32 protein-coding genes are annotated in these 26,348 nt (G+C 31.8%); 24 read left to right on the forward strand and 8 right to left on the reverse strand.

From position 1 onward, the window contains the following. The first annotated feature begins 3 nt into the window (after positions 1–3). From J8M14_RS20145 to J8M14_RS20175, 7 genes are all read left to right on the forward strand, one after another. The gene (locus J8M14_RS20145; protein WP_211076631.1) at positions 4–1,362 is read left to right on the forward strand and encodes a 2TM domain-containing protein; all 1,359 of its coding nucleotides are present in this window, start codon (positions 4–6) and stop codon (positions 1,360–1,362) included. Continuing rightward, positions 1,334–1,699 (forward strand): 2TM domain-containing protein, encoded by a 366-nt coding sequence (locus J8M14_RS20150; RefSeq protein WP_211076632.1) that lies wholly within the window; start codon positions 1,334–1,336, stop codon positions 1,697–1,699. The genes J8M14_RS20145 and J8M14_RS20150 overlap by 29 nt, the downstream gene beginning before the upstream one ends. 10 nt (positions 1,700–1,709) lie before the next feature. Next, positions 1,710–2,042, forward strand: coding sequence for a 2TM domain-containing protein (locus tag J8M14_RS20155; protein ID WP_211076633.1), 333 nt, complete (start codon positions 1,710–1,712; stop codon positions 2,040–2,042). Between the two features lie 11 nt (positions 2,043–2,053). Beyond that, positions 2,054–2,368: a 2TM domain-containing protein gene (locus J8M14_RS20160; RefSeq protein WP_211076634.1), complete on the forward strand. Its 315-nt coding sequence runs from the start codon at positions 2,054–2,056 to the stop codon at positions 2,366–2,368. A gap of 46 nt (positions 2,369–2,414) precedes the next feature. After that, positions 2,415–2,729, forward strand: coding sequence for a 2TM domain-containing protein (locus tag J8M14_RS20165; protein WP_211076635.1), 315 nt, complete (start codon positions 2,415–2,417; stop codon positions 2,727–2,729). A gap of 35 nt (positions 2,730–2,764) precedes the next feature. Continuing rightward, a complete protein-coding gene (locus tag J8M14_RS20170; RefSeq protein ID WP_211076636.1) occupies positions 2,765–3,070 on the forward strand; it encodes a 2TM domain-containing protein in 306 nt (101 codons plus the stop codon). Between the two features lie 134 nt (positions 3,071–3,204). Beyond that, positions 3,205–3,960 (forward strand): LytTR family DNA-binding domain-containing protein, encoded by a 756-nt coding sequence (locus J8M14_RS20175; RefSeq protein ID WP_211076637.1) that lies wholly within the window; start codon positions 3,205–3,207, stop codon positions 3,958–3,960. Between the two features lie 5 nt (positions 3,961–3,965). Here J8M14_RS20175 and J8M14_RS20180 read toward each other — a convergent pair whose 3' ends face one another. The 3 genes from J8M14_RS20180 to J8M14_RS20190 form a co-directional block, all read right to left on the reverse strand. Beyond that, positions 3,966–5,843, reverse strand: a complete 1,878-nt coding sequence (locus J8M14_RS20180; RefSeq protein WP_211076638.1) for a T9SS type B sorting domain-containing protein — start codon at positions 5,841–5,843, stop codon at positions 3,966–3,968. Between the two features lie 434 nt (positions 5,844–6,277). Then, the gene (locus tag J8M14_RS20185; RefSeq protein WP_211076639.1) at positions 6,278–7,081 is read right to left on the reverse strand and encodes a lysophospholipid acyltransferase family protein; all 804 of its coding nucleotides are present in this window, start codon (positions 7,079–7,081) and stop codon (positions 6,278–6,280) included. A gap of 168 nt (positions 7,082–7,249) precedes the next feature. Beyond that, positions 7,250–7,894 carry a CoA pyrophosphatase gene (locus tag J8M14_RS20190; RefSeq protein ID WP_211076640.1) on the reverse strand — a complete coding sequence of 215 codons (645 nt, stop codon included), beginning with the start codon at positions 7,892–7,894 and terminating at the stop codon, positions 7,250–7,252. Between J8M14_RS20190 and J8M14_RS20195 the strand changes: the two genes are divergently transcribed. Further along, positions 7,888–8,637, forward strand: a complete 750-nt coding sequence (locus J8M14_RS20195; RefSeq protein ID WP_211076641.1) for a peptidylprolyl isomerase — start codon at positions 7,888–7,890, stop codon at positions 8,635–8,637. The two genes, J8M14_RS20190 and J8M14_RS20195, sit on opposite strands and share 7 nt — an antisense overlap. A 79-nt stretch (positions 8,638–8,716) precedes the next feature. Here J8M14_RS20195 and J8M14_RS20200 read toward each other — a convergent pair whose 3' ends face one another. Continuing rightward, complete coding sequence (locus J8M14_RS20200; RefSeq protein ID WP_211076642.1) at positions 8,717–9,433, reverse strand: RDD family protein; 717 nt, start codon at positions 9,431–9,433, stop codon at positions 8,717–8,719. A gap of 40 nt (positions 9,434–9,473) precedes the next feature. Between J8M14_RS20200 and J8M14_RS20205 the strand changes: the two genes are divergently transcribed. The 7 genes from J8M14_RS20205 to J8M14_RS20235 all read left to right on the forward strand — a co-directional run bounded on the left by J8M14_RS20205 (position 9,474) and on the right by J8M14_RS20235 (position 16,280). Continuing rightward, entirely contained in the window at positions 9,474–10,436 is a 963-nt protein-coding gene (locus J8M14_RS20205) for a stage II sporulation protein M (RefSeq protein ID WP_211076643.1), read from the forward strand. Then, positions 10,429–11,301, forward strand: a complete 873-nt coding sequence (locus J8M14_RS20210; RefSeq protein ID WP_211076644.1) for a hypothetical protein — start codon at positions 10,429–10,431, stop codon at positions 11,299–11,301. The genes J8M14_RS20205 and J8M14_RS20210 overlap by 8 nt, the downstream gene beginning before the upstream one ends. Before the next feature lie 103 nt (positions 11,302–11,404). Beyond that, a complete protein-coding gene (locus J8M14_RS20215; RefSeq protein WP_211076645.1) occupies positions 11,405–12,052 on the forward strand; it encodes a DUF4129 domain-containing protein in 648 nt (215 codons plus the stop codon). A 1-nt stretch (position 12,053) separates the two neighbouring features. Further along, on the forward strand, positions 12,054–13,268 hold the full coding sequence (locus tag J8M14_RS20220; protein ID WP_211076646.1) for a DUF4350 domain-containing protein: 1,215 nt from the start codon (positions 12,054–12,056) through the stop codon (positions 13,266–13,268). Between the two features lie 36 nt (positions 13,269–13,304). Next, on the forward strand, positions 13,305–14,342 hold the full coding sequence (locus J8M14_RS20225) for a MoxR family ATPase (RefSeq protein ID WP_211076647.1): 1,038 nt from the start codon (positions 13,305–13,307) through the stop codon (positions 14,340–14,342). A 5-nt stretch (positions 14,343–14,347) separates the two neighbouring features. Continuing rightward, entirely contained in the window at positions 14,348–15,679 is a 1,332-nt protein-coding gene (locus J8M14_RS20230) for a DUF58 domain-containing protein (protein WP_211076719.1), read from the forward strand. A 181-nt stretch (positions 15,680–15,860) separates the two neighbouring features. Further along, a complete protein-coding gene (locus J8M14_RS20235) occupies positions 15,861–16,280 on the forward strand; it encodes a DUF2141 domain-containing protein (protein WP_211076648.1) in 420 nt (139 codons plus the stop codon). Between the two features lie 78 nt (positions 16,281–16,358). On the opposite strand, the gene J8M14_RS20240 is transcribed toward J8M14_RS20235, so the two are convergent. Continuing rightward, the gene (locus J8M14_RS20240; protein ID WP_211076649.1) at positions 16,359–16,658 is read right to left on the reverse strand and encodes a hypothetical protein; all 300 of its coding nucleotides are present in this window, start codon (positions 16,656–16,658) and stop codon (positions 16,359–16,361) included. Between the two features lie 172 nt (positions 16,659–16,830). Here J8M14_RS20240 and J8M14_RS20245 point away from each other — a divergent pair, with 172 nt between their 5' ends. Continuing rightward, on the forward strand, positions 16,831–17,781 hold the full coding sequence (locus J8M14_RS20245; RefSeq protein ID WP_211076650.1) for a LysR substrate-binding domain-containing protein: 951 nt from the start codon (positions 16,831–16,833) through the stop codon (positions 17,779–17,781). A gap of 16 nt (positions 17,782–17,797) precedes the next feature. Here the strand turns inward: J8M14_RS20245 and J8M14_RS20250 are convergent, their stop codons facing one another. The 3 genes from J8M14_RS20250 to J8M14_RS20260 all read right to left on the reverse strand — a co-directional run bounded on the left by J8M14_RS20250 (position 17,798) and on the right by J8M14_RS20260 (position 19,487). After that, on the reverse strand, positions 17,798–17,995 hold the full coding sequence (locus tag J8M14_RS20250) for a hypothetical protein (RefSeq protein ID WP_211076651.1): 198 nt from the start codon (positions 17,993–17,995) through the stop codon (positions 17,798–17,800). A gap of 134 nt (positions 17,996–18,129) precedes the next feature. Then, entirely contained in the window at positions 18,130–18,930 is an 801-nt protein-coding gene (locus tag J8M14_RS20255; protein ID WP_211076652.1) for a TIGR00266 family protein, read from the reverse strand. A gap of 101 nt (positions 18,931–19,031) precedes the next feature. Then, the gene (locus J8M14_RS20260; RefSeq protein WP_211076653.1) at positions 19,032–19,487 is read right to left on the reverse strand and encodes a DUF4442 domain-containing protein; all 456 of its coding nucleotides are present in this window, start codon (positions 19,485–19,487) and stop codon (positions 19,032–19,034) included. Positions 19,488–19,639: 152 nt separating this feature from the next. Here J8M14_RS20260 and J8M14_RS20265 point away from each other — a divergent pair, with 152 nt between their 5' ends. The 8 genes from J8M14_RS20265 (at position 19,640) to J8M14_RS20300 (ending at position 26,083) form a co-directional block, all read left to right on the forward strand. Further along, positions 19,640–20,092, forward strand: a complete 453-nt coding sequence (locus tag J8M14_RS20265; RefSeq protein ID WP_211076654.1) for a DUF4870 domain-containing protein — start codon at positions 19,640–19,642, stop codon at positions 20,090–20,092. Continuing rightward, positions 20,093–20,626, forward strand: a complete 534-nt coding sequence (locus J8M14_RS20270; protein ID WP_211076655.1) for a hypothetical protein — start codon at positions 20,093–20,095, stop codon at positions 20,624–20,626. A gap of 60 nt (positions 20,627–20,686) precedes the next feature. Further along, a complete protein-coding gene (locus J8M14_RS20275) occupies positions 20,687–21,028 on the forward strand; it encodes a PadR family transcriptional regulator (RefSeq protein WP_211076656.1) in 342 nt (113 codons plus the stop codon). Continuing rightward, entirely contained in the window at positions 21,025–22,776 is a 1,752-nt protein-coding gene (locus tag J8M14_RS20280) for a PspC domain-containing protein (RefSeq protein WP_211076657.1), read from the forward strand. Before J8M14_RS20275 ends, J8M14_RS20280 begins: the two co-directional genes overlap by 4 nt. A gap of 42 nt (positions 22,777–22,818) precedes the next feature. Continuing rightward, positions 22,819–23,538, forward strand: coding sequence for a head GIN domain-containing protein (locus J8M14_RS20285; protein WP_211076658.1), 720 nt, complete (start codon positions 22,819–22,821; stop codon positions 23,536–23,538). 120 nt (positions 23,539–23,658) lie between these two features. Next, positions 23,659–24,201 carry a hypothetical protein gene (locus tag J8M14_RS20290; RefSeq protein ID WP_211076659.1) on the forward strand — a complete coding sequence of 181 codons (543 nt, stop codon included), beginning with the start codon at positions 23,659–23,661 and terminating at the stop codon, positions 24,199–24,201. 31 nt (positions 24,202–24,232) lie between these two features. Then, positions 24,233–25,018, forward strand: a complete 786-nt coding sequence (locus tag J8M14_RS20295) for a DUF4440 domain-containing protein (RefSeq protein WP_211076660.1) — start codon at positions 24,233–24,235, stop codon at positions 25,016–25,018. A 201-nt stretch (positions 25,019–25,219) separates the two neighbouring features. Next, positions 25,220–26,083, forward strand: a complete 864-nt coding sequence (locus J8M14_RS20300; protein WP_211076661.1) for a DUF2807 domain-containing protein — start codon at positions 25,220–25,222, stop codon at positions 26,081–26,083. Positions 26,084–26,348 lie beyond the last annotated feature (265 nt).

Raw genomic sequence — 26,348 nt, forward strand, 5'->3', positions numbered from 1 at the left:
TGAATGAACATTTTTAAAGAAATAGGAAAAGGTATCTTGATCGGAACTGCAATTTTCATCGCATTCCTAATTGTATATTATTTCAAAGGAATTGAGATAGATTTTAATCAAAAATTGCTACACGAATACCTGGAGAATGTGGTGTTTTCAATAATCATATACATCGCTAATGTATACCTATTTATATTTCTAAGAAAAAAGTTTCAAGAAAAGTTATATCAGGTAAAAAATCTGACGGTAACCATTATCCTAGCTACTATGGTTTCTGTAGTTGCAATATTCGTAGCAAGATTATTTTACAATGTATTTGTTTATGAAAAAGGCTTTTTAGAGTTTATTAGTAATGAGAGACCTCAATATTACTTGATTTCTCTATCAATCGCTACCGTAGTAACCTTTCTGTTCTATGGAGCGTTCTACTGGAAACACAGACAAGAATCTAAGGTTACAGAACAAAAAATAATTGCAGGAACAGCTTCAGCAAAGTTTGCAGCTTTAAAAAATCAACTGGATCCACACTTTTTGTTTAATAGTCTTAATGTATTGACATCACTGATAGATGAAAACCCAAGAATGGCCCAAAAGTTTACTACTTCTTTATCCAAGGTATATCGATACGTTTTAGAGCAAAAAGATAAAGAATTAGTAACTATAGATGAGGAATTAAAATTTGCTAAAACCTATATGACCTTACTGAAATTAAGGTTTGAGGATAGTATCATTTTTGAGATGCCTGAACACTCATCTAACCCTGAAGCAAAAGTAGTACCGCTATCGCTACAGATATTATTAGAAAATACGATCAAACATAATGTGGTCATGCCAGACAGACCATTACATATTAAAATTTATGAAGATGAAGGTTTTCTGATTGTAGAAAACAACCTACAGCCTAAAGAAGTGATCAAACAAAGTAGCGGTGTAGGATTAGGAAATGTAAAACAACGATATGGATTGCTTACTAAGAGAGAGTTTTCTGTCTTTAAAACAGAAACAGCTTTTATTGCTAAGCTACCAATATTAACAAAAAGAATAACATCAATCGATATGACAACATCACAGAACATAGAAATCGTAAAAGACCTTAAATATAAAAGAGCCAAAGATCGAGTTAAGAAAATGAAAGAATTCTATGGTAGTTTAACCGCTTACTGCATTGTAATACCATTTTTGATATTTATCAATTACAGAACGACTGGTTTCGATCTTCCCTGGGTTATTTTCCCAATAGCAGGATGGGGATTAGGGTTACTCTTCCATTATGGAGAAGCATTTGACAGACACCCAATATTTGGTAAAGATTGGGAGAAGAAAAAAATCAGAAAGTATATGAATGAATCTAATAGAAGGAACTATGAATGATTTTGATAAAAGAAAAGCATACAAAAATGCTAAAAAACGTGTTACAGAAGAGAGAGCATTTTATTCACATGCCACTGTATATGTCGTAATGAATATCGTCATCTTTATTTTCAAAATAGAACTGGGTGATTATATAGATGATGAAGGATATAACAACTATCTTATATGGAACCTAATCGGTACTCCGATTATATGGGGATTGGGCTTACTGGGACATGGGCTTTGGACGTTTAGAGATAAAAACGGGTTAGGAAAACTATTTAAAAGATCCATTTTTAGTAAAAACTGGGAAGAAAAGAAGATTAAAGAGTTTATGGAAGAGAAGAATAATATCTGAAAGAATATACATGGAAAATTCAGAAAAATTAAAAACATATAGAAAAGCTAAAAAAAGAGTCCAAGAAGAACAATCTTTTTATACGCATCTAAGCGTATATATAGTTATAAATATTGCCATTATTATTGTGGTTCTATATTTCAAAGATTATATATATGAAGGGTATTTAATCCCAAATTTAGTAGCCTCTCCTTTATTATGGGGTATCTTCTTAACAGGCCATGGATTATGGACGTTCAGAGGCAAAAATGGATTAGAAAAACAACCTAAAAGGTCCATTTTTAGTAAAAAATGGGAAGAACGAAAGATTAGAGAATTAATGGATGAGACTGATAACTTTTAAAACAACGGGAAATGGAAAATTCTGAAAAACAAAAAAAATACAGACGAGCAAAAAAACGAGTACAAGAAGAAAAAGGATTTTATAGCCATCTTACAGTATACATTATTGTCAATATCTTCTTGTTGTTTATTAACTCCGATTTCATAGATGAAGGATTCAACAACTGGTTAAACTGGAACTTATATATAACTCCATTTTTCTGGGGCATAGGACTATTTATTCACTGGGTAAAGGTTTTTAATCCTAATATAATTTTCAGTAAACAATGGGAAGAGCGAAAAATCAAAGAAATAATGGATAAAGATGACACCAAAAATTTCTTTTAAACATCAATTATATTCAATCAAAAAACAATCACTAAAAAGAGTTATCATGCAAGATTTTAAAGAAGATGAAAAATATAAATACGCTAAAAAAAGAGTCGATGATGAAAGAGGTTTTTATACACATCTCACCTTTTATATCGTAATTAACCTGATTGTACTTTTTATCAATACCAATTTTCAAAGCCAAGGATTTAAAAACTGGGCGCAATGGCACTTGTATATCACGCCGTTACTTTGGGGAATAGGATTATTATTTCACGGATTAAAAGTTTTTAAAAATAACTTCATTTTTGGTAAAAACTGGGAAGAACGTAAAATCAAACAGCTAATGGATAAAGATGATACGCTAGACGCATCATAAAACCATACAAAACACTAATAAAAAAACTAATCATCATGAAAGATTTTGAAGAACAAAAAAGATACGAACGAGCAAAAGAACGCGTAGACGAGTTGAAGAAGTTTTACAATAACCTATTTTCTTATATCATTATTATTGGGTTTCTGGCCGGAATAAATTATTATACAAATGAGTGGCGTTATGCCTGGTTTTTATGGGCTGCTTTTGGTTGGGGAATTGGTTTAGCCTTCCACGCAGTAAAAGCATACCGAACTAACCCAATGTTTGATAAGGATTGGGAAGAACGCAGAATCAGGAAATACATGGACGAAGAGGATAAAGAAAAACAGCTTTGGGAGTAAAATCAGGTCGCTGGATTATTAGATCTAGAGTCTCTTTCTTTATATAATTCACCTCTTCTAATCATCCAGGACCTTAAGTAACGTAACAAATCCAATAATCTAACTAGTCTAAAAATCTAACAATCAAAAAATATATGAACATAATAATAATTGAAGACGAAAAACCTGCTGCCAGAAGACTAAGTCGAATGCTAGATGATCTGGACATTAAAGTTAATACCATGCTACATTCTGTGAGTGAATCAATAGAATGGTTTAGTAACAATGAGCATCCGGATCTTATCTTTTTAGATATTCAATTAAGTGATGGCTTATCCTTCGAAATATTTGATACTATTAATATAAAAAGTTCTATAATTTTTACGACCGCTTACGATGAATATGCACTAAAAGCTTTTAAACTAAATAGTATAGATTACCTATTAAAACCTATCGATGATGAAGAACTGGAAACTGCAGTAAAAAAATATAAAGATCAGTTACCTTCCACACAATCCATAAAAGTGGATTTTGAGGATATCAAAAAGCTACTAATCAATCCAATGGATAGAACATATAAAAAGCGGTTTACAGCTCGCGTTGGTCAACATCTTAAAATATTTTCTGTAGAAGATATTGAATGCTTTTATTCTGAGAACAAAGGAACCTATCTTCATACAAAAGAAAATAGAAACTATCTTATTGATACGACTTTGGAATCATTAGAAGATGAGCTGAACCCCCAACAATTCTTCAGAGTTAGTCGCAAATTTTATGTAAATATCAATGCTATTAAAGATATTATCTCATATACCAACTCCAGACTCCAGATTAAACTAAATCACTTTAATGAACAAGAGATTATAGTAGCTAGAGAAAGGGTAAAGGATTTTAAAACATGGTTAGAGTAAAAATACTATCTAATTAGAGAAAAATGTCCTTTCATAATAGTTCCATTTTTTAAGTCAATGCTAAACCAATATTCTGAAGAAGGCATTAAGCGACCAAGATATGTTCCGTTCCAACCTTCATCATTTGGAACAACCTGTTTCAGGAGTTTACCAACACGATCAAAAATATATACAGAAGCTCCTGGATAATTTTCTATTCCCCCAATATTCCAAAAATCATGAACTCCATCCTGATTAGGTGTAAAGTATTTTGGAATATCTAAAACAATAAACTCTTGAGTTGCGATCCCGCAATTGCCAGTTGCTCTTACATAGCCAGTATATAGCCCTGCTTCAAGATTTGTAAAAACTGCATTATCCTGATAAACTATACCATCTAGGGAATATTCAAAATTACCTGTATTTGCAGTGATAATAGTCACTGTATCTTCATTAATTGCAATATTGGCAATTACAGGAATTGGGTTTTCAATTAAGGTAATCTCTTTAATGCTAGAGCATCCATTAGCATCAGTAACCTGAACAGTGTATTCCCCAGGATTATCAACAGTAATTTCTGATGTAGTTTCACCGGTACTCCATGCATAAGTAACATTACTTATTCCTGCTTCAAGAATGATTTGGGTTTCTGAGCAAAAAAGTAATTCCTGATCTTCTACAATTGGTGGTTCAAAAACACTTATAGATACTGCAGTTCGAGAAGAAGATACACAATCACCTAATACTGAAATTGCTTCTGCATAATATGTCCCCGGTATACTTGTTTGATATGAAGTGCTGTTTGATTGTACTATTGTTCCTCCCGAATCACTATCATACCAATTAACAATAATTCCATCTGGTACGGAAACAGAAATAATCTGTTCTACATTCCTACAACCACTCACATTTCCCATACTTAAAGGTTCATTAGGTTGTAAAACAACTTTGATATCAAAAACTTCAGATAGTGCGATACATAGTGGATTAGCAAGATTTATAATATCTTCTGCAACCTTTACTCTATACATGACAGAAGTGATAATTGCTGGAGGTGTATAAGTCTGATTGGTTTCACCAGAAATATCAATCCAATTCACACCATCTATACTCTGTTGCCATTGATATGCATGTGAATTATAAATAGAAAAATCTGGTATCGCAGTAAGTTGAGTAGTGATAGGTATATCTTCTTCGCAGGCAGTTATACTAGTATTAGCCAGATCATCTTCTATAGTAATAAAATCCCCACATGTTCTGAATATAATATCATCAATGGCAAGATCATTACCGCAGCCCCCATTACCATTATTAATCATTTTAAGAATAACCGATGTTTGCCCTGGTAATGTCTGAAAAACCAATCCATACTGTTCCCAAACAGGAGAAGTTCTTGAAAAAATATCTCCTGTATCTCCTGTTGCTAACAAATTGGTATCCGTATTATCCCATATTTGAAACCTGACATTAACCGGAATTCCATTAGCATCGCAGCTATTAGCAGGTAGAAGGTTTAACAACCAGGAAGAAAATTCATACGAAGTATTCTCACATAGCCCTGTAACCGTTCTTCTAAAGAACTCCCCTGCCACAAAATCAGCGTTAAAAATTAAACATTTACCATTAGTATCATTTGGAGTGTGATCCTGAGTATTATGCCAATCAAAATATCCTGTAAAACTTGAAACAGTATATTCTCCATCATCAGGAGTTCCATTGACATAGGTATATCCTGTTGTCCCTGCCGGTAGTTCTGGCCCGTTTGCGGTGCCTGTACCGAAAGCTTCATTAAATATAGAATCTCCTGAATTTCCATTACAAAATCCTAATTGAGCTTGAATAGAATATGCAGTAATACAAAAAGCCAGAGATAATATAACAACCTTATATTGGGGCAATTCCATTTTTCGAATATAGGATAATACCATAAACCAATAACAGTTTTCACTTAGAAACCATTATTTTTTCAATATTTCTCAAAATAAAAGGCAGAAGATTATATAATGTTCTGACTTTTAGAGAAAAATCACCTTATGTATTAGAGGTTATCGTCTTGTCAAACAGGGATAGTCAGTATATTTTTATTGTCATAGGTTTTCGTTAGTACGTATGTAAGAATAATAGTATGCACACTTTTTCCTAAATAAGAATCTCCATTTTTAAGTATAAAATAACTTCCCTTACCTGATCAATAAATTAAAACTAATCAATATTAAAAAGTATACATCAAAAAAAAGAATTATATACCTATATACTTTATTAGAAGATTAATAAAGTAATAAGTAGATCAAAATGTAAGAAATGTGAGTTATCCAAAACAAAAGTATAGAAGATTTAATTAATACTCCCACCTTCTCTTTTTGTTTAATTCTTCTTGAGCTTCTAATTCCTCTTGAGGAATTACTTTTAGAAAAGACGGATGTTGTTCAATAGCATATTCTAGTTTTTCTACAATATTATCTATTGAATCGTTTTCATAGTCAACATCCAATGGTGGTTTGATAACCATAGATTGAAGAATTCCTTTTTTCTTAATGACAACTCCTTTTTTATCAAAGGATCTTCTAAAACCATCTATTACAATAGGAATTACTATGGGTTTATATTGTCTTATAATATGCGCGGTACCTTTACGAATAGGTTTGAAAGGTTTGGTTGTTCCCTGTGGAAAAGTGATCACCCAACCATCTTCTAGAGCTCTCTTAATATTAGTGATATCACTCATCTTTACCTGTCGATTGATATCCTGACCTTTTTCTCGCCAAGTTCTCTCTACAGTAATTGCCCCTGCATATGCCAGAATTCTTGCTAATAATCCAGCTTTCATAGTTTCCTTAGCTGCTACATAATATAAATTAAGCTTTGGGTTCCACAGATAGCCTATATTTTTAATAGAGTCTACACGTCCGCTCAAACTAGCATTAAATACATGAAACATCGCTACAACATCTGCAAAATAAGTCTGATGATTGGATACAAATAAAACTCCATTGTCAGGGAGGTCCTTAAAAATTTCACTTCCTTCAATCTGAAGTTCGTTAAAGCCTCTATAACGTCTATGAGTTAAAGACCCCATAACACGAATCAGCCATTTTTTTAGAAAAAGTATATGACCAAAAGGATTTCTCTTAAACAATCCCATAAATAAATTCTAGTTTAGTAAGTTGTTTAGCATCAGCCAAAAAAATTAATAAGATGTTGTAATAAATTGATTTTCAATGAAAATTACTAACAAAAGATTAAATAACTGATAATTTCTTCGATAAATTCTTGTGAAAACTTCGAAAAAACAAGAGCCAAATATACAAAATCATAATTCTAAAGCTTGTTTTAGTAACATTTTAAGCTCACTTAACATCATCGCTGTTGCACCCCAAACTGTATAACCATTTAATATAAAGGAAGGTACTTCAATATTTTCTGCATAAGAAGTAGTTAGTTTTTTTGAAATTATGTTGTTTTCATTCAACAATTCTGTTACTGGGACTTCAATTACCTTGGCAACTTCTTCCTCTTGAATAACAAAATCAGGTGTTTCTGGAGTAAAACCTAAAAATGGATGTACCCAAAAGTTAGATGGTGGTATATATACCTTAGTCATAGTTTTTAGTAACTGAACTGTATCTGGCTTTACTCCTACTTCCTCCCAGGTTTCGCGTAAGGCAGTTTCTTCATAGCTTTTATCCAAATTTTCTACTTTTCCACCTGGTAATGCTATTTGCCCTGAATGTACACCCTCATACACTGGTCGAAGAATTAAAACAAGATGAGCAATATCATCTTTAGGGTAAAAAAGCATGAGTACAGCAGCATTTCTGGGATTTTTTTCTTCTATTTTTATTCTATACAGCTCTTGTTGCCTAAACTCTGGAGCCATAATAAAGTGAGAAGATTCTCCAGGTACTGACATTTTCTTTATTTTTGGAATCAATTCTTTAAATGTTTCAAATGTCATTGACCAGAGTAATTTTATTGTATTGTTTTATTTTCTTTTTCATATTATCAAGTTGTGAAGATAAGAATTCTAAAAAAAACACCCGAAATACGACACAAGTTGAAACCTCGATACCAAAAGAAAAAACTAAACAGAAAATAGATACTGCTGAGCAAAAAAAAGAAATTAAAAAAAGTGTTGCTGAGCCTGAACCTTTTAAACTAAATAACAAAAACCTTAGGGAGTTTATGGCTAAGTACGGAAAAGAAAATCCAGAAACCTTAGTGCGAATTAAAACTACGTATGGAAATATCGATATCAAACTATATAATAAAACTCCATTACATCGGGCTAACTTTATATACCTGGTTAAACAAAAGTATTTTGATGAGACATTCTTTTATAGGGTTGCTAAGGGTTTTGTAATTCAAGGGGGAAATAGTGATCGCGATCAAATGGCCAGAAAACGTTTTGAATTAGGAGATTATACCATCCCACAAGAACAAGTTAAAGGATTAAAACATACCCGTGGATCTGTTGCCCTATCAAAACAATGGGTGGATAATCCTTCTAACCGTTCTACACCTTATGAATTTTTTATAGTAATTGCTAAAAATGGAGCACATCATTTAGATGGAGAACATACTATTTTCGGAAAAGTAGTAAAAGGTATGAGTGTCGCAGATAAAATCTCTAATGTTCCTGTTGATGGCAGTGAGTGGCCAAAACAAAACATCTTTATTAAAGCAGAGGTTATAAAATAGGTTTTTGAGGTTTGAGTTAATTCTTATAGAAAAAATAATTCATTCACAAACTCACGTACTCAAATACTAACCAACTACACTACAACCTCTGAGTATAATAGTTATAGTCAGCAATAACTTTAGCCACAAATTGTAATGGTTTTTCTTGTGGAGTAACTTCCATCAAAGTACTTACTTTGTTAGACAATTCCAGAATTACATTGTGGTTTGCATATCTTTTGGCATCACTATAGATAGTTTTAATCTTTCTTATTTCGGCATCAGAAAAAACGGTAACTTGTGGATAAGCAGGAACATAATCATCCGGTATGTTTACTAAAATAGTTTGATGAAATTTAACCTTTTGTTTTTCACTTATCACTGTAGTTCCTGCTGCCATATCCCCTAACCGTTGTCCTTTCCCACTAAATAAAATCGAAACAACAGCTACTCCTCCGGTAACCAAAGAAATATCCAATAAACGAAGTAACCATCTAATTAAATAATTAGAAAATGCCGGTTTAGACCCATCCAATTTAACAACTCTAATTTTCATCGCAGCTTTCCCTGGAGATTTACCATCCCAAAATGTTTCCCATAATAGATGATATAAAAAAGGAGGAAGTCCTAAAATCAATCCAAAAGCCCATTCGTCTCCACTATCAATATCCAAAGCAGCAAGTATAAAAACCATTATGATAAGGTAGGCTATATCAACTAAAATATCTATTAAGAATGCTAATATCCGCTCTCCTATTCCAGCTACATTTTGCTGTATACTTACATTTTGAGCAGTTTCTATTTGAAAATTATCCATTAATTATGTTTCTTTGAACCTCTTTAATTTATTATGATGTATGCGCGAGGCGGCTTTTGTGAAGCAAAATAAAGATAAATGGTTAAAATTCGAAAGTGTTCTGACGAATAATGCTCAATTATCCCCAGATGATCTTTCGAGCTTATATATAGAAATAACCGACCACCTGAGTTATGCACAAACTTTTTACCCTAATAGTCAAACTCTAAATTATCTAAATAGCCTTGCTTCAAACGCACATCAAAAAATATATAAAACTAAAAAAGAGAAGAAAAATCGTTTCTACTCGTTTTGGGTTAATGAATTTCCTTTAGAATTTTATCATTATCAAAAAGAGCTGTTAATTGCTTTTTTGATTTCTGCATTATTTACCGCTGTTGCAGTGTATTCCTCAGCAACCGATGGCGCTTTTGTGAGATCTATTTTAGGTGATCGATATGTAAACATGACATTAGAAAATATTGCTAATGATGATCCAATGGCTGTTTATAAACAAATGGGAGAAGCCAACATGTTTTTGGGGATTACCATTAATAATATAAAAGTGGCATTATATTGTTTTATTTTGGGTGTCCTATTGGGTATTGGTACTATTTATATGCTAATGCAAAATTTTATTATGTTAGGGGCTTTTCAATATTTTTTTTATGAAAAAGGATTGTTATGGGAAAGTGCCCGAACTATATGGATACATGGTACAATTGAGATTTCCGTAATTATAATTGCAGGATGTGCAGGATTGGTTGCCGGCAAGTCGATATGGTTTCCAGGAACATATACGCGTCTTACATCATTTGTAAAAGGGGTTAAAGCAGGATTAAAAATTGTTATTAGCACTGTACCTCTTTTTATAATTGCTGGATTTCTGGAAGGTTTTGTGACTAGACATACCGAGATGCCTGATTGGTTAGCTATATTCATCATATCAGTATCTTTAGCTTTAATATTATTTTACTACATAATCTACCCCAGATATTTGTATAAAAAACAACAAAATGAATAACACTTATATAGAATTTAAAAAGAAAAGGGAATTAGGAGATATCCTTACAGATACATTTGGTTTTCTACGACAGAATATTAGGACTATTTTTTCAATTTTAATAAAAACTTCAGGAATACCTTTTATCATTTTATTAGTTGCATCTGGATATTACACCTATTTATCAGCTGATTTATTGGATCCTGTTAGTATCAGCAATGGAGAATTATTTAATTCTGTAAATATATTCTTTGGTGCAATATTAATGTTACTTACGCTTGCTGTTTTCTATGCAACGCTTTTCGGGAGTATTATGCATATCATCAAAGAATACATAGAAAATAATGGGGTTATTGATAAAACTCAAGTAGAAATTAACTTTAAAAATAGTCTCGGAAAAATAATTGGTTTAGGATTGCTTGGTTCCATCATTCTGTTTTTTGGGCTTTGTTTATGTTTCTTACCAGGAATTTATTTGTACGTGCCTCTGAATCTAGCTTTTTGTGTAATGGTATTTAAAGACCAAGGTGTTTCAGAATCAATTAGTCAAAGTTTTGATGTTATAAAGAATGAATGGTGGATTTCATTTGCTACTTTTCTTATTATGGGTATCATTATTTGGGTCATCAGTTTTGTTTTTGGGCTTCCTGCAATGATATATAGCCTCTCTAAAACATTTACTGCTGCATCAGAAGGCTCCTTTTCTGATCCTTCCGAAATGTATGATTGGGTTTTTATTTTACTAAATACAATTTCGTCTGCTGCCCAATACGTACTATATTCAATAACTGCAATCACTGCAGCTTTTATTTATTTTAATATCAACGAAAGAAAACATAATACAGGGACTTTGGAGCAAATTGATTCCTTAGGTAAATCAGAATAATTTGAAATTTCTTTATCTCTTACTTTTTTGTATAAATTTTTCCTTATCTACTAAAGTTCAGTACAGTACAAGCGCATCTATATCGCAAGAAGTAATATATGATATGGATACACCTAAAGATGTTAAAAAATTTGATAATCAAAAAATAGAAGAGTTTCAGGCTGATGATGCCTTTAATTATACCGAATATGAAGAGCCTGATAACGCTTGGACTCGTTTAAAAAAATGGTTTGGCCAGATTATCACTAAATTTATAAAATGGCTTTTTGGTGTTGACGAAGTATCTGGTTTCTGGTTAGTAGTTTTGCAGATATTACCATATCTAATAGTTATTGGAGTTATATTTTTATTGATCTGGTTATTTATGAAAGTAAATCCCAGCGATATGCTTTTTGAGAAACAAAAAGCCCCACAAGTAGAACTTACTGAAGATGAAGACATCATTCAGAATCAAGATATTCAACAGCTAATACAACAAGCATTACAAAACAAAAACTACCGATTAGCGATTAGATACTATTACCTATTTGTACTAAAAAAATTATCTGATCAGGAAATTATAGCTTGGGAATCACAGAAAACGAATATGGATTATATCAAAGAGTTATCTGATGATTCATTGAAGAATCAGTTCAAGGTTATTACCAGATTATATGACTTTATTTGGTACGGAAGTTTTGAAGTGGATGAAAATTCATATCAACAAGCAGAGAAAGAATTCAAATCAATGACTAACACTATTCAATCATAAATTGCTAGGTAAAAAAGCTAAAATATTTGTTATTATCCTTATAGCGGTCATTGGATTGCTTACCTATCTGGAATCTAGTGAACCTGAAGATATAAACTGGTATCCTAGTTATGCCAAAACAGATAAAATTCCTTTAGGAACATTTGTTTCGTATAATTTAATCAAAGAATCATTTAATGCTTCTGGTCTTAAAGATATAAACCAACCACCTTATGAATTTCTAACAGATAATGATTCTATTGCTGGAACATATTTCTTTATAAATGGTGCGGTCAACTTTGATGATGATGAACTCAATAAAGTGTTAAAATGGGTTGAGAAAGGTAATACTTTATTTATTTCTGCTAAGGGAATTAGTAACAATCTATTAGATACCCTACAGATCGAAATGGATAATCTGTTGTCTCTTGATAACATCAATACACAACCAATAGTAGCGTTAACAAATAAAAAATTGCAAGGTACTGATCCTTATATATATGATCGCGATGTTTACAATCCATATTTTAGTGAGATTGATACGATAAATACTACAGTTCTAGGTGTTACACAACTATATAATGATACCTTAAAAATAAAAGATCCTAAAATCAATTATATACAAGAAACCTTCGGTAGTGGAAAGATTCTACTACATACTTTCCCTGAAGCTTTTGGAAATTATTTTATACTAAAGGATAAAAACTTTGAGTATACTCAAAACCTTTTGGCATATGTAGATAGCGGCAAACAAATCTTTTGGGACAACTATTATAAATCCGGAAAAACCTTTTATACCTCTCCTCTATTTTTTCTATTGAGAAATCGATACTTAAAATGGGCATATTATTTTGTGATTTTTGGAGTAATTTTATTCGTGATTTTTGAAGGTAAACGTAAGCAACGAAGTATTCCTATTATTGAACCTCTAAAAAATCAGACTTTAGCTTTTACCAGAACCATTAGTGGAATGTATTTTGAGAAAAGGAGACATAAAGAAATTGCCACTAAACAAATTTTACTGTTTTTAGATTATGTTCGTAACGTATTGAGGATACCAACAGATCATTTAGACGATAAAACGCTCATTGATATATCTGCCAGAAGTAATAATGATCTGGATGATACAAAAAGATTATTTTGGTATTTTGATGAACTAAATAAAAAACCAAAAATCGAAAAAGAAGAATTGATGCGGCTTCACGAGCTAATAACTCAGTTCAAAAATCGATCATAAAGAGGTGATCATACATTTGTTATAAAATATTATTTTATGGAAAACGAAGAAATAACTAATAATCCTGACCTAGAAACTCCACAGACTGATTTACAAGAACAGAACCTGAGTTTTGAAAACAGAATAGATTTAAGTGAATTACAAGAATCTGTTGAAAAGCTAAAATCAGAATTGGCAAAGGTTATTGTAGGTCAACAAGATTTTATCGAACTATTGATTGTATCATTATTATCTAATGGTCATGTATTGATTGAGGGTGTTCCGGGTATAGCCAAAACTATTACCGCAAAGTTGTTTGCAAAGACTCTAAAGACCGGATTTAACAGAATTCAGTTTACTCCGGATTTGATGCCTAGTGATGTATTAGGAACTTCTATTCTGAATATGAAAACCAGCGATTTCGAATTCAAGAAAGGGCCTATCTTCTCTAATATGGTATTGATAGATGAAATCAACCGTGCTCCGGCTAAGACACAAGCGGCTTTATTCGAAGTTATGGAAGAGCGGCAAGTAACTATAGATGGAATTCGCTACCCAATGGAACCACCTTTTATGGTTTTAGCAACTCAGAACCCTATAGAACAAGAAGGAACATATGCATTGCCAGAAGCACAATTAGATCGTTTTCTTTTTAAAATCAAAGTAGATTATCCTTCTCTAGAAGAAGAAATAAATATTCTAAAAACTCATCATGAAAGAAAAAGTCATAAACCATTAGAAATGGTTGACTCGATTTTGACTCCAGAAAAGCTTTTAGAATTCAAAGAAAAAACTCACGAGGTTATTATTGAGGAAAAAATCTTGGGATATATTGCAGAGATTATAAGCAAAACCAGAAATCATCCACATTTGTATCTAGGAGGTTCTCCTCGTGCTTCTATTGCTGTAATGAATGCTTCAAAAGCTTTTGCTGCTATTGATGGTCGTGATTTTGTAACTCCCGAAGATATCAAAAAGTCACTTTTTCCGGTCTTACGTCATAGAATCATTCTTTCTCCAGAACGTGAAATGGAAGGAATGACAACAGAAAATGTTATCGACATGATTTTGCAATCTGTAGAAATACCACGCTAATTTTGATCAAATTTATCAAATCCTTATATCTAAGTTCAAGAGTATTTTACATTCTTACAGGTATATCCATACTTTTTTTACTATCGTATTGGTTTACTGGTTTGTATCCGCTTACATGGTTATTGGTATGGGGGTTTATAATTATATTTTTGTTTGATGTAGTAGTCCTCTACAATACTAAAAACGGAATTGAAGCTAGCAGACTGTTACCTGACAAATTTTCTAATAGTGACTTTAACGTAGTACCTGTTAGAGTAAAAAACAACTACAGTTTTAATACTTATGTAGAAATTATTGATGAAATACCTGTTCAGTTTCAAAAACGTGATTTTTTAAAAACCGGAAGTATCCCTTCTAAATCTATTTTAGACTTTGAGTATTCTTTACGCCCCGTACATCGTGGTGAATACATTTTCGGAAGTCTTCATGTATATACTCTTACAATAATAGGTTTGGTAAAACGACGATATAGCTTTGACAAATCTGCCACGGTTAAAGTCTACCCTTCATTTATACAAATGAAGAAATATGATTTTCTGGCTATAGATAATAAACTAACACAGATTGGTCTCAAAAAAATTAGGCGAATAGGTCATACTATGGAATTTGAGCAGATCAAAGAATATGTGATTGGTGATGATGTACGAACTATTAACTGGAAAGCTACTGCTAAACACGGAAATTTGATGATCAATCAATTTCAGGACGAAAAATCCCAACCTATATATTCTGTTATTGATGCTAGTCGTGTGATGAAGATACCTTTTAACGGATTGAGTTTATTGGATTACGCGGTGAATAGTACTTTGGCATTTTCTAATATTGCATTAAAAAAACATGATAAAGTTGGTATGTTGTCTTTTTCGAATACTGTAAATAACTTTTTACCGGATAGCGGAAAGAAAACATATATCAATAATATCTCCGAAACATTATATAATATAAAAACTCAGTTTCTGGATTCGGATTTTGGTTTGTTATACGCTCATATTAAGCGACAAATAACTCATCGAAGCTTATTATTACTATACACCAATTTTGAGCATATTTCGTCTCTTAAAAGACAGCTCCCATTTTTACAGGCTTTAGCAAAGAAACATTTATTGGTTGTTATATTTTTTGAAAACACTGAGCTTAATCAATTGATTACTAAAAACACAGAAGATCTGCAGACCATATACGACCAAACTATTGCACAACAATTTGCTTATGACAAAAAGGTAATGGTAAAAGAACTACAAAAACATGGTATCCAAACTGTATTAACAACTCCAGAAAATCTCACCGTAAACACCATTAACAAATACCTAGAAATTAAGGCCAGAGGGCTTTTATAGGTACGATTGTAGAATTAAGATTTCCCAAATAGATATTTTTTACATACTCACCTACTCAAACACCAAACTACATTTCATCCTTCAATTTCTACAATTGGGTATTATACTTTATAAAACAAATTAAGATTTATAGACTTTTGAATCATCAAAAACGAACTAATAACTATAAATATTAACTACAATGAAAACTCTAGCTTTATTTCTTTTAATGATCACTTTAAACTTTGTATCGAACGCTCAAGATACTAAAGGAATAACCATTACGGTAACAGTTCCAAATGTAACAAGTTCTGACGGTAAGGTAATGTTTGGGTTATATGACGAGAACACTTTTATGAAGGCTGCTCCTATTAAATCAGAAAAAAGTGAAATCACCGATGGTACTGCAGAAATTACTTTTACCAACGTACCTGAAGGAACATATGCAATTTCTTGTGTCCACGATGCCAATGATAACAATCGTATGGACTTTGAAGCTAATGGAATGCCAAAAGAAAGTTATGGAGTATCTAATAACAATATGAGTTATGGTCCACCAATATGGAGTGATGCAAAATTTGAGGTAGGGAATGAAGACTTAACTTTAGAGATTAGAATGTAAACATTAAATCAAATTCATCAATCAAAGAAAGGTTTTACAAGTATTTGTAAAACCTTTCTTATTTAAGTTTGTAAAATGTTAATCCTCACAATTAGTTTCACTTGCCTCTTGTAAGGCTTGTCTTAGCTCTTGATCATCAATAAGAGGACAACTATCCAATGTATTTAAATAATTAATTGATGCTGCTTTTAATACTTCACAATTTTCGATGGTAGGGTCACTACTATATCGCTCTAAGGCATTACTATAACTTTCCACCGCAGATAGAGGTACACATCCTCCTGTTAGTTCTTCTAATACATCTTCTTCTGAACAGGAAGTAAAAAATGTAATTATCATTAAACTCAATAATGTAATAAGCTTTTTGGTTGATTTCATTTTTGTTACTTTTTAGATTTATGAATTAGTGAAATCAGAATTAAAAAAGTTAACATTTTAAATACAGCTATAAGTAAAATAAATTTTTAATAGATTTTTAATAAATATTATCAATAGCTTTTATATTTTTGTCAGAAGTCTGAAACTACAAAATTAAACTAGAAATAGAAATATGACCATTACACAATTGAAATACGTGCTAGCTGTAGCAGAGCATCAGAATTTTACCAAAGCCGCAGAAAAAACTTTTGTTACTCAGCCTACATTAAGTATGCAAATCCAAAAACTAGAAGAGGAATTAGATATATTAATTTTTGATAGAAGTAAAAAACCAATTGCACTTACTGAAGTTGGTAATAAACTAGTACAGCAAGCTAGGAATATTGTAAATGAAAGTGAACGCATACAAGATATTGTGGATCAACAGAAAGGGTTCATTGGTGGAGAGTTCAAGTTAGGAGTTATCCCAACTGTGATGCCAACACTCTTACCTATGTTCTTAAACAATTTCATTAAAAAATATCCAAAAGTAAAACTTAAAATAGAAGAGCTTAACACCGAATCTATTATCGAACGTCTACTTGATGGTCATCTAGATGCAGCAATTGCAGCTACTCCACTAGAGAATGAAAATATAAAAGAAAGAGTATTGTATTATGAACCTTTTGTAGGATACATTCCTCCTAGCCATAGATTAAACCAACAGAGAAAAATCGATATCTCAGACTTAGATATTGACGATATGCTGCTCTTAGAGGACGGTCATTGTTTTAGAGATGGAATTATTAATCTATGTAAAACTCAAAAAAGCTACGAAGAAGATCATTTTCAATTAGAAAGTGGAAGTTTTGAGACATTAGTAAAACTTGCCAATGAAGGTTTAGGAATGACACTTCTTCCTTATTTACATACTTTAGATATAAAAGATAATGAAAAGAATAATCTACATTATTTTAATGAACCTTCTCCTGCTAGAGAAGTAAGTCTTATTTTTAATAAAAGCGAATTAAAAATGCAAATTATAGAAGCTTTGCATTCAACCATAAGTGGAGTTGTCAAAGGAGCTATTGCTTTTCAGAATGTACAAATCATCAGTCCTATTACAAAAATAAAAAGCGACTAAAAAGTCGCTTTTTTGATTATTGTTTTAAATAGATTAAACAAGATTGTAATTCTGGTTGTTTAACTGTTAAAGATTGAATCCAAATTTTAAGTTCTTCAATCTCGTGTGGAAGTAGTCTGTTTAGTGCTTTTAGAACTTCCTTTGTAAAAAGATTAACATCAAAACTTACTTTTCTAAGTACCGTCTTAGTGTAATCAAACATTGCTCTAGCCATAAATTAATAGGGGTTAAAAATGTTAAAATTAAACAAGTAATTTGTAGGAATAGGCTTACATTTTTAAAGTTTGTTCATACTAATATATGTAAATAAAACCATAAAAGATGTTTTTTAGCCCTTATTTAACATTATTAAAAATTATTATCGCCATCCAAAAGATCTCCTAAACCTCCTAAAATACTACCTTCACCTCTACTTTTCCCTCCTCCTCTTGGTGCTAATGCCAAAACTCGATTCGCTAATCTACTAAAAGGTAAAGATTGCACGTAAACTACTCCAGGACCAGTTAAGGTTGCAAAGAATAAACCTTCTCCTCCAAAAATTGTATTTTTAATACCTCCTACAAATTCGATATCGTAATTAATTCCTTTAGAAAATCCGATAATACAACCAGTATCAATCTTAAGTTTTTCTCCTGGCTGTAATTCTTTTCTGGCTGTTGTTCCTCCTGCATGTACAAACGCCATTCCATCACCTTCTAACTTTTGCATAATAAATCCTTCTCCTCCAAATAACCCTCTACCCAATTTTCTGGAAAACTCTATTCCAACTGAAACTCCTTTTGCAGCACAAAGAAAAGCATCTTTTTGGCAAACAAATTTACCGCCATACTGAGTTAAATCTACCGCAATAATCTTACCTGGATATGGTGATGCAAAACTTACTTTCTTCTTACCTATGGCTTGATTATAAAAAGCAGTCATAAACAAACTCTCTCCTGTAAGCAATCTTTTTCCTGCTCCAAAGATTTTACCCATAACTCCTTTGTCCTTTTGTGACCCATCACCAAAGATTGTATCCATCTGTATACCATCATCCATCATCATAAAACTTCCTGCTTCTGCAATAACGCCTTCTTGCGGATCTAATTCGATCTCTACATACTGCATTTCTTCTCCAATAATGTCGTAGTCAATTTCGTGTGCTGTCATAATTTATACTATATAATATTTTATTGATTAATGAATATTTATTTTATTAGTGAGCAATTTATCAGAAGTGTTACAATGTTCATCTGTTTTCATATCTATTTTTAATTTTTGACTTTCAATGTCCATTCAAAATTAAAAGTCGATACCTCAACTCCCTCTCTATTTACTCCCACTGATTTCATCCAAACAGTTTGCCCTTCTCCTGTATCTATGGCTTTTTTAATTGCTTCCTCCACTAATTTACCATCGTGGCACACAAAAGTGATTCTTCCAGTAGCTTTTTTCGTAAAGGTAGCATTGTTATTAGCCACAAGCATAGATATCTTTTTGCCACTATCCCTGATATAACCTGTTACCATAGCTCCTGTTGTTAATTCGGCTGCCATCCCTTGCACTGCCCAAAACATAGAGTTAAAAGGATTCTGGTTAATCCACCTGTGTTTTACTGTCACCGTACAGCTAGTATTATCTATTTTTTTCATTCTTATCCCACATAACCATGCTGATGGCAACTTCAATAATAAAAAGAAATTAAGTTTTCTTGGTGTAATATTCATAGTACTTGTTTTACAGATACAATATAGATAAAACTATGGTTGGGAAAAACTATTAAAAATCTTAAATTTATGTTAAATTATGGTACTATGTTTTGCATAATACCTTTTTTTAACCATATATTTGCATAAGAAACTATTATATCAATCAAAAAATGAGCACTAATAATCACAAAACTATCGCAACATTTATGCATCTAGGGATATTTTCCAGATACATAATTCCTTTCGGTAATTACATTGTACCTATTCTATTATGGACGGTGAATAAGGATAAATCAGACTTTATAGACAGACACGGTAAAGAAGCTATCAATTTTCAATTAAGTATTCTTTTGTATACAGTTATTTTAGGAATGTTCTCGGTACCATTTTTTATTTTTAATGTATTTGGAGATGCGTCCTTTTATGATATAGTCAATTTTAATGATCTTCATATCAATCTTTCTAATCCCGGAGGATTTAGAACATTAATTGGAGCATCATTTATTGGGATTATTGCGCTAGTAGGATTCTTTTTAGAGTTAGTATTTATTATTACTGCAGCAATAAAAGCTAATAAAGGAGAAGAATACAGATATCCTTTAACCATAAGATTTATAAAATAAATGAAACGATCTATTAACATATCATATATATTAATCACTGGTTTGGCCGTTGTGTTATCCTTCTTCTTTCACGAGTTGGCACACTTCTTTGCAGGTAAACTATTAGGGTATGATATGGGAATGACACTTAATTCAGCTTTCTTATTAGATGGAGAATACAAAACTGTTTGGCACAATCAATTAGTAAGTGCAGCTGGTCCAATATTCACAATCATAGTTTCATTTATATTCTTTTATATCATTAGAAAAACAAATAATAGGTACTGGTATCCATTTTTATTCTTTGGCTTTTATATGAGATCAATGGCAATGTTTATTTCGGTTATAGAACCAAATGACGAAGCCAGAATAAGTGCCTGGTTAGGTCTTGGAAACTGGATATTACCATTAACAGTATGTTTCACCTTATTATTTCTAGTAATCAAAACATCAAAAGAACAGAGATATACGATAAAATTTAACCTAATCAATTATCTTTTAGCATCAGTTTTTGTGACTGGTGTAGTATTTTCTGATCAATATTTTTTTAAATAACATCATCAATCAAAAAATCAATCAAAAAATGAACAGTTTAATTTTAAAAAAATCAGCTTTATGAAGATCGAAAACACGAAAGCGCAAATGCGCAAAGGTGTTCTAGAATACTGTATACTTTCTATCCTTAAGGACGATGACGCTTATGTAGCAGAAATTCTAGGAACCCTTAAAGATGCAAAGATGCTAGTAGTGGAAGGCACAATATATCCCTTACTTACTAGACTTAAGAACGCAGGATTACTTAGCTATCGCTGGGAAGAATCCACATCAGGACCGCCACGTAAATATTACGGACTAACAGAAACCGGACAATTATTTCTAAAAGAACTAAACATCACTTGGGACGAATTACGAAATGCAGTAAATCTCGTAACTAAAAACAAAAAAGAAGCAAAATGAACAAGACAGTAAATATAAATTTAGCAGGCATATTTTTTCATATCGATGAAAACGCTTATCTAAAGTTACAGCGCTATCTCGATGCTATAAAACGTTCATTTACGGATTCGCAAGGAAGAGACGAGATTATAGCTGATATCGAAGCTCGTATCGCAGAGCTTTTTAGTGAAAAAATTAAAGACGAAAGACAAGTTATCGGAGCAAAAGAAGTTGACGAAGTTATAGAAGTAATGGGTCAACCTGAGGATTACCGATTGGATGAAGAAATTTTTGAAGATGAACCAACATCTTCTTATCGAAGACCAACCGCATCTAAGCAACTATTCAGAGATACTTCTAATTCCTATGTGGGAGGTGTAAGTTCAGGATTAGGGCATTATTTAGGTATAGACGCCATATGGTTACGCTTAGCTTGGATTATTTTAACTTTAGCTTCAAGTGGTTTTTTTCTACTACTTTACATCGTATTATGGATTGTAATACCAGAAGCCAAAACCACTGCGGATGAGCTAGCTATGCGGGGAAAGCCTATAAATATCAGTAACATAGAAAGAAAAGTGAAAGAAGGATTTAATGATGTTGCTGATAAAGTTAAAGATGTAGATTATCAAAAATATAGTGATAAAGTAAAAAGTAGCTCAACCACTTTTTTTGATACACTTGGGGATGTACTGCTTGCAATATTAAAAGTTTTTGTAAAGTTTGTAGGAGTGATTCTTATACTGGTTGCTGGTATTTCTCTGATCAGCATATTCGTAGGATTATTTACTTTAGGAACCTTTGGGTTTATGGATACCCCTTGGGTAGAATACTTCGAGGTTGGTAATCACCCTGATGTACCTTTATGGTTATTATCATTATTATTCTTTTTTGTAATCGGAATACCATTTTTCTTCCTTTTTATTTTGGGACTAAAAATTCTGATTAGTAATTTAAAATCTATTGGTACTCCTGCAAAACTAGGATTATTAGGAATTTGGCTACTTTCATTAATCGGACTTGGAATTATAGGGGTTCGTCAAGCCACACAAGAAGCTTTTGATGCAGAAGTAATTAGTACTGAAGAATTATTACCAATTACTAATAATGATACCTTAAATATAAAAATGGTAGGTAACAATAGGTATGTAAGAAGCCTATATCATAGAAATAATTACAAAATTAAAAGAGACCCACAAGGTAATAGAGTAATTGTACTACAAGATATAGAACTATATCTGAAGGCTTCTAAAAGAGATTCTGTAGTAGGTATTTCTATAGAAAAAAAAGCAGAAGGTAGTTCTTATGATGAATCTAGAGAGCGAGCAGAAGAAATTAGATATGCTTATGAAATAGAAGGTAACACACTATTATTAGATGGTTATGCAATTACAGATTATGCAAACAAATACAGAGATCAAGAAGTTAAAATAATTTTGACTTTACCTGAAGGGATAACTGTATTAGCGGATGATAACACTTCTAGATACAATAATTCCTGGAAGTATGAGGATTATATCACTATCGATAAAAAAGAAGGAAAGTATTTGAAATTAGTTAATGGCAAATTCGAATGTGATGATTGTAAAGAGGAAAGTGAATGGAAATACAATGAATGGAAAGATGAAGACGGTGATGTAAAAATCAACATCAACTCTGACGATGATAATACCAATCTCAAAATTGATGAAGATGGAGTGCAACTTAAAAGCGAAGAAGTAGACATTAAAATAGACGAGAACGGAATCAAAATCAAAACCGAAAATTAACAATCAAAAACGAACAGTTTAACAACTTAAAACATCAACATTATGAATACACTAGCCAAAATTTTAGTAACCTTATGCTTAGCCGCTTTTTGTTGCTCTTGCAATATTGCTTTCAATGGAGTAAAAGGAGAAGGAGAAGTAATTCGAAAAGAAAAAACAATCAATGAGAACTTTGATGCTATTAAAGCAAGTAGAGGGTTAGATGTTATACTTGTAAATAGTGATGATAGAAAAGTAATTATTGAAGCAAATGAGAACCTGCACGAACACATTGAAGTATATGTAAAAGGAGATGTTCTCTATATAACTTCAGATGAAAACATTTACATGGCAGATGAAAAAAGTATTTATGTATCATACGGCGAAATAAGTAGAATATCTTCCACTAGTGGTGCCAACTTAACGTCAGAAGAGTCGGTAATGCTAAAAGATCTTACCATAAGTGCTACCAGCGGCTCTAATATTAAACTACGAGTAAAGGCAGAAACATTAAACACTTCTGCTACAAGCGGAGCTATTATGAATTTATCAGGTAAAGTAAATAACCACAAAGCTAGTGCTACTAGTGGTGCAAATATAAGAGCTGATGACTTGTTAAGTTTAATAACAGAAGCCAAAGCGACTAGTGGATCAAATATAAGAATTCATGCTAAGGATCAATTTACAGGAAAAGCTACCAGTGGTGCTAATGTTATCTATTATGGAAACCCTGAAAAGGTATCCGAAGATGATAATTCAGGAGGGAATGTAAGAAGACATTAATACCAACACCCTAACCAATCTATAAACCAACCAAAACAAAACTGTCTGGAGAGTACGGAACTAATCAACCAAATAATTATAGACTCTTCAGATAGTTTTTCACTCTTAATCCTTCAAAAAATGATCACTCAAAAAGTGTTAAACAACAAAATACCTTTTATAATTGTTGTAACTTCTTTAGTTACATTTCATGTTCTTTGGGAATATTTTAGCGGAGGTGTTACCACTCATCATCTATTAGCTAGAGAAGACTTACCCGGTATATCTAACTGGTGGGGGTTATTAACCATCCCTTTATTAAGCTGGATTTTACTTTCATTAGGCAAATGGCAACATTATAAAAACAAACAAATTTACAGCTTATCAAAAATCACAACTGGTTTTATTAGCAGTTTGATTTTCGGCATTCTAATGTCACTCTTATGGGAGTTTAGATTAGAAAATATTTTACAATATGCTATATGGTTGCCCCTTATCATTGCGCTATTCATTCCTATTCACCTTGCTGGAAATTTATTAGGTTTTATTCTTGGGTTAACATATACTTTTGGAGGAATTTTACCAATCGGTATAGGATGTGTTTTAACAATATTATCATTTATAATATGGACGATTTTTAGAAAAGGAATTCCTTTAATATTTCAAAAACTTAAAAAAAAATAATAATCAATCATCATCAACCAAAAAACGAATAATGAGAATCCAAACCATTTTATCAAAAGCAATAATTTGCACTTTTATCCTAATGTTTTCATCGGGAACATTACTAAATGCCCAATCTAATACTCCTAATTTAGAAGAGACTATTCTTAATCTGGATAAACAATTCTGGAAAGCATATAATACCTGTAATGCTGAGAGTTTTAAAAATTTCCTTACTGAAGACTTAGAATTTTATCACGATAAAGGAGGATTAACTGAAGGCTTAGATCATTTACTAAAAACAGTAAGAAATAGTTTGTGTGCTCCCCAAAATCCAAGATTAAGAAGAGAAGTTGTAGCAGGAACTTTAGAGGTACATCCTTTAAATAATTATGGAGCAATTCTTTCTGGCGAACACGTTTTCTACATCACAGAGAAAGGTAAAGAAGAAAAATTGATCGAAAAAGCCAAATTTACTCATGTGTGGCAACATAAAGATAATACCTGGAAAATGTCTCGTGTACTTAGTTATGACCACCAGCCTACATCAGAGAACGCTGCCAAAAAAGAAATTAAACTTTCTGATGATATACTTGCTACATTTGTAGGTCAGTATAAAGCTCCAAAAACTGGTTTAGTCAACATTTCTGTGAAAGGAAAAAACCTTCAGATGAATGCAGGCAAAATGCAATTGAAAATGCATCCGCAATCAGAAACTCTATTTTTTGCGAAAGAAATGCCTCTCACCTTTGAATTTATTCAAAACCAAAAAGGAAAGGTGCTCAAATTTATTGTTCGAGAAAATGGTAAGATTGTAGAAGAAGCTAAAAGAATGTAAAAACCATTAATAATACTACTTAACTTACAAATAGCTATCCAAAAAAATAGATCTCTTTAATTTGAAGATCTATTTTTTATTATTTAAAATTAAATGTAACGTCTACACTATCAAGCAGTCATTTATATTTGTAAAACAAATTTGACGTTATACATACTTAAATGCAGAAAAAACTGTTTAAAAAATAAAACTTTACTTAACATGAGAACATTCCTTATATTACTATTTTCGATTTTCATTTTAGGAAACTTAAACGCACAGAAAGAAAAAGTTAAGGGTAATAAAATTGTAATGACCGAAGAAAAAATTATCGACGGATTTCACACCATAGATTTATATGATAATTTCGAAGTTTCTCTTGATGAAGATAGTGATCATATGATCAGGATTGAAGCCGATAGTAATCTCCAAGAGCATATTGATGTTAGTATTAAGGATAGTATTCTTACTATAAAATCCACTAAAGATCTAAGACGCGCAAAAGCTTTAAATATTCGAATCCTATACGCTTCAGAATTAAAAAAGATAATTATAAATGATAAGATAGATGCAAAATCTCTATCAGCTATTAAGTCTGGAAATCTAGATATTGAAACTAACGGAGAAGCCGAAGCCTTTTTTACCGTAGAATCTGGTAAACTAAATAGCGTTTCTAACGGAAAATCAACTTTAGATGTACACGTCAATGCAACTGAAGTTTCTTATCAAGTCAATGAAAATTCAGAATTAAAAGGAATTGTTACTGCAGACAGCCTTAAAGTCGATTTATATCAAAAAGGATCCGCCAAATTAGAAGGTGAAATAAAGTCACTATTAGTTAGAGCAGATAGTGATACTGATTTTTATGGCGAAAAACTTTCTAGTGTGAAAACAAAATTAATTGCAGAAGGCACCTCTGATTGCTACCTTTTAGTCAATGAAGAAATCAATATAGAAGCTATAGACAAGGCTGAAATCTATGTATTAGGAGAAGCTAAAATCAATCTTACCAAATTCGAAAATGAAGTTACTTTATACAAAAAGAAAATAGATTACTCTCCTAGCCTCCTTAAGCAGCTGAAGTAAAAAACAATTTCATTCATATCAAATACTAAAACCTCCCCCCTGTCATAAAATCAAAAACATGGTGGTTTTCAGGGGTTCTTTTCTATAGAATATAGGGATGTAAAAGATAGCATTATGTTCTACTTTTGATAAAAAAGTAAGGAAAAAATTGTAGGTGAATAGATTCATAAAATCTAAAAAAGACCTATATGAAGATGCTATCTAATACATATTTGATGATTATACTATGGTCCATCATTTCATCTTGTTTCCGAAAAACAGTTTT

Origin of the sequence: Aquimarina sp. MMG016, from assembly GCF_018100805.1 — a bacterium.
In the GTDB taxonomy this organism is placed as follows: domain Bacteria; phylum Bacteroidota; class Bacteroidia; order Flavobacteriales; family Flavobacteriaceae; genus Aquimarina.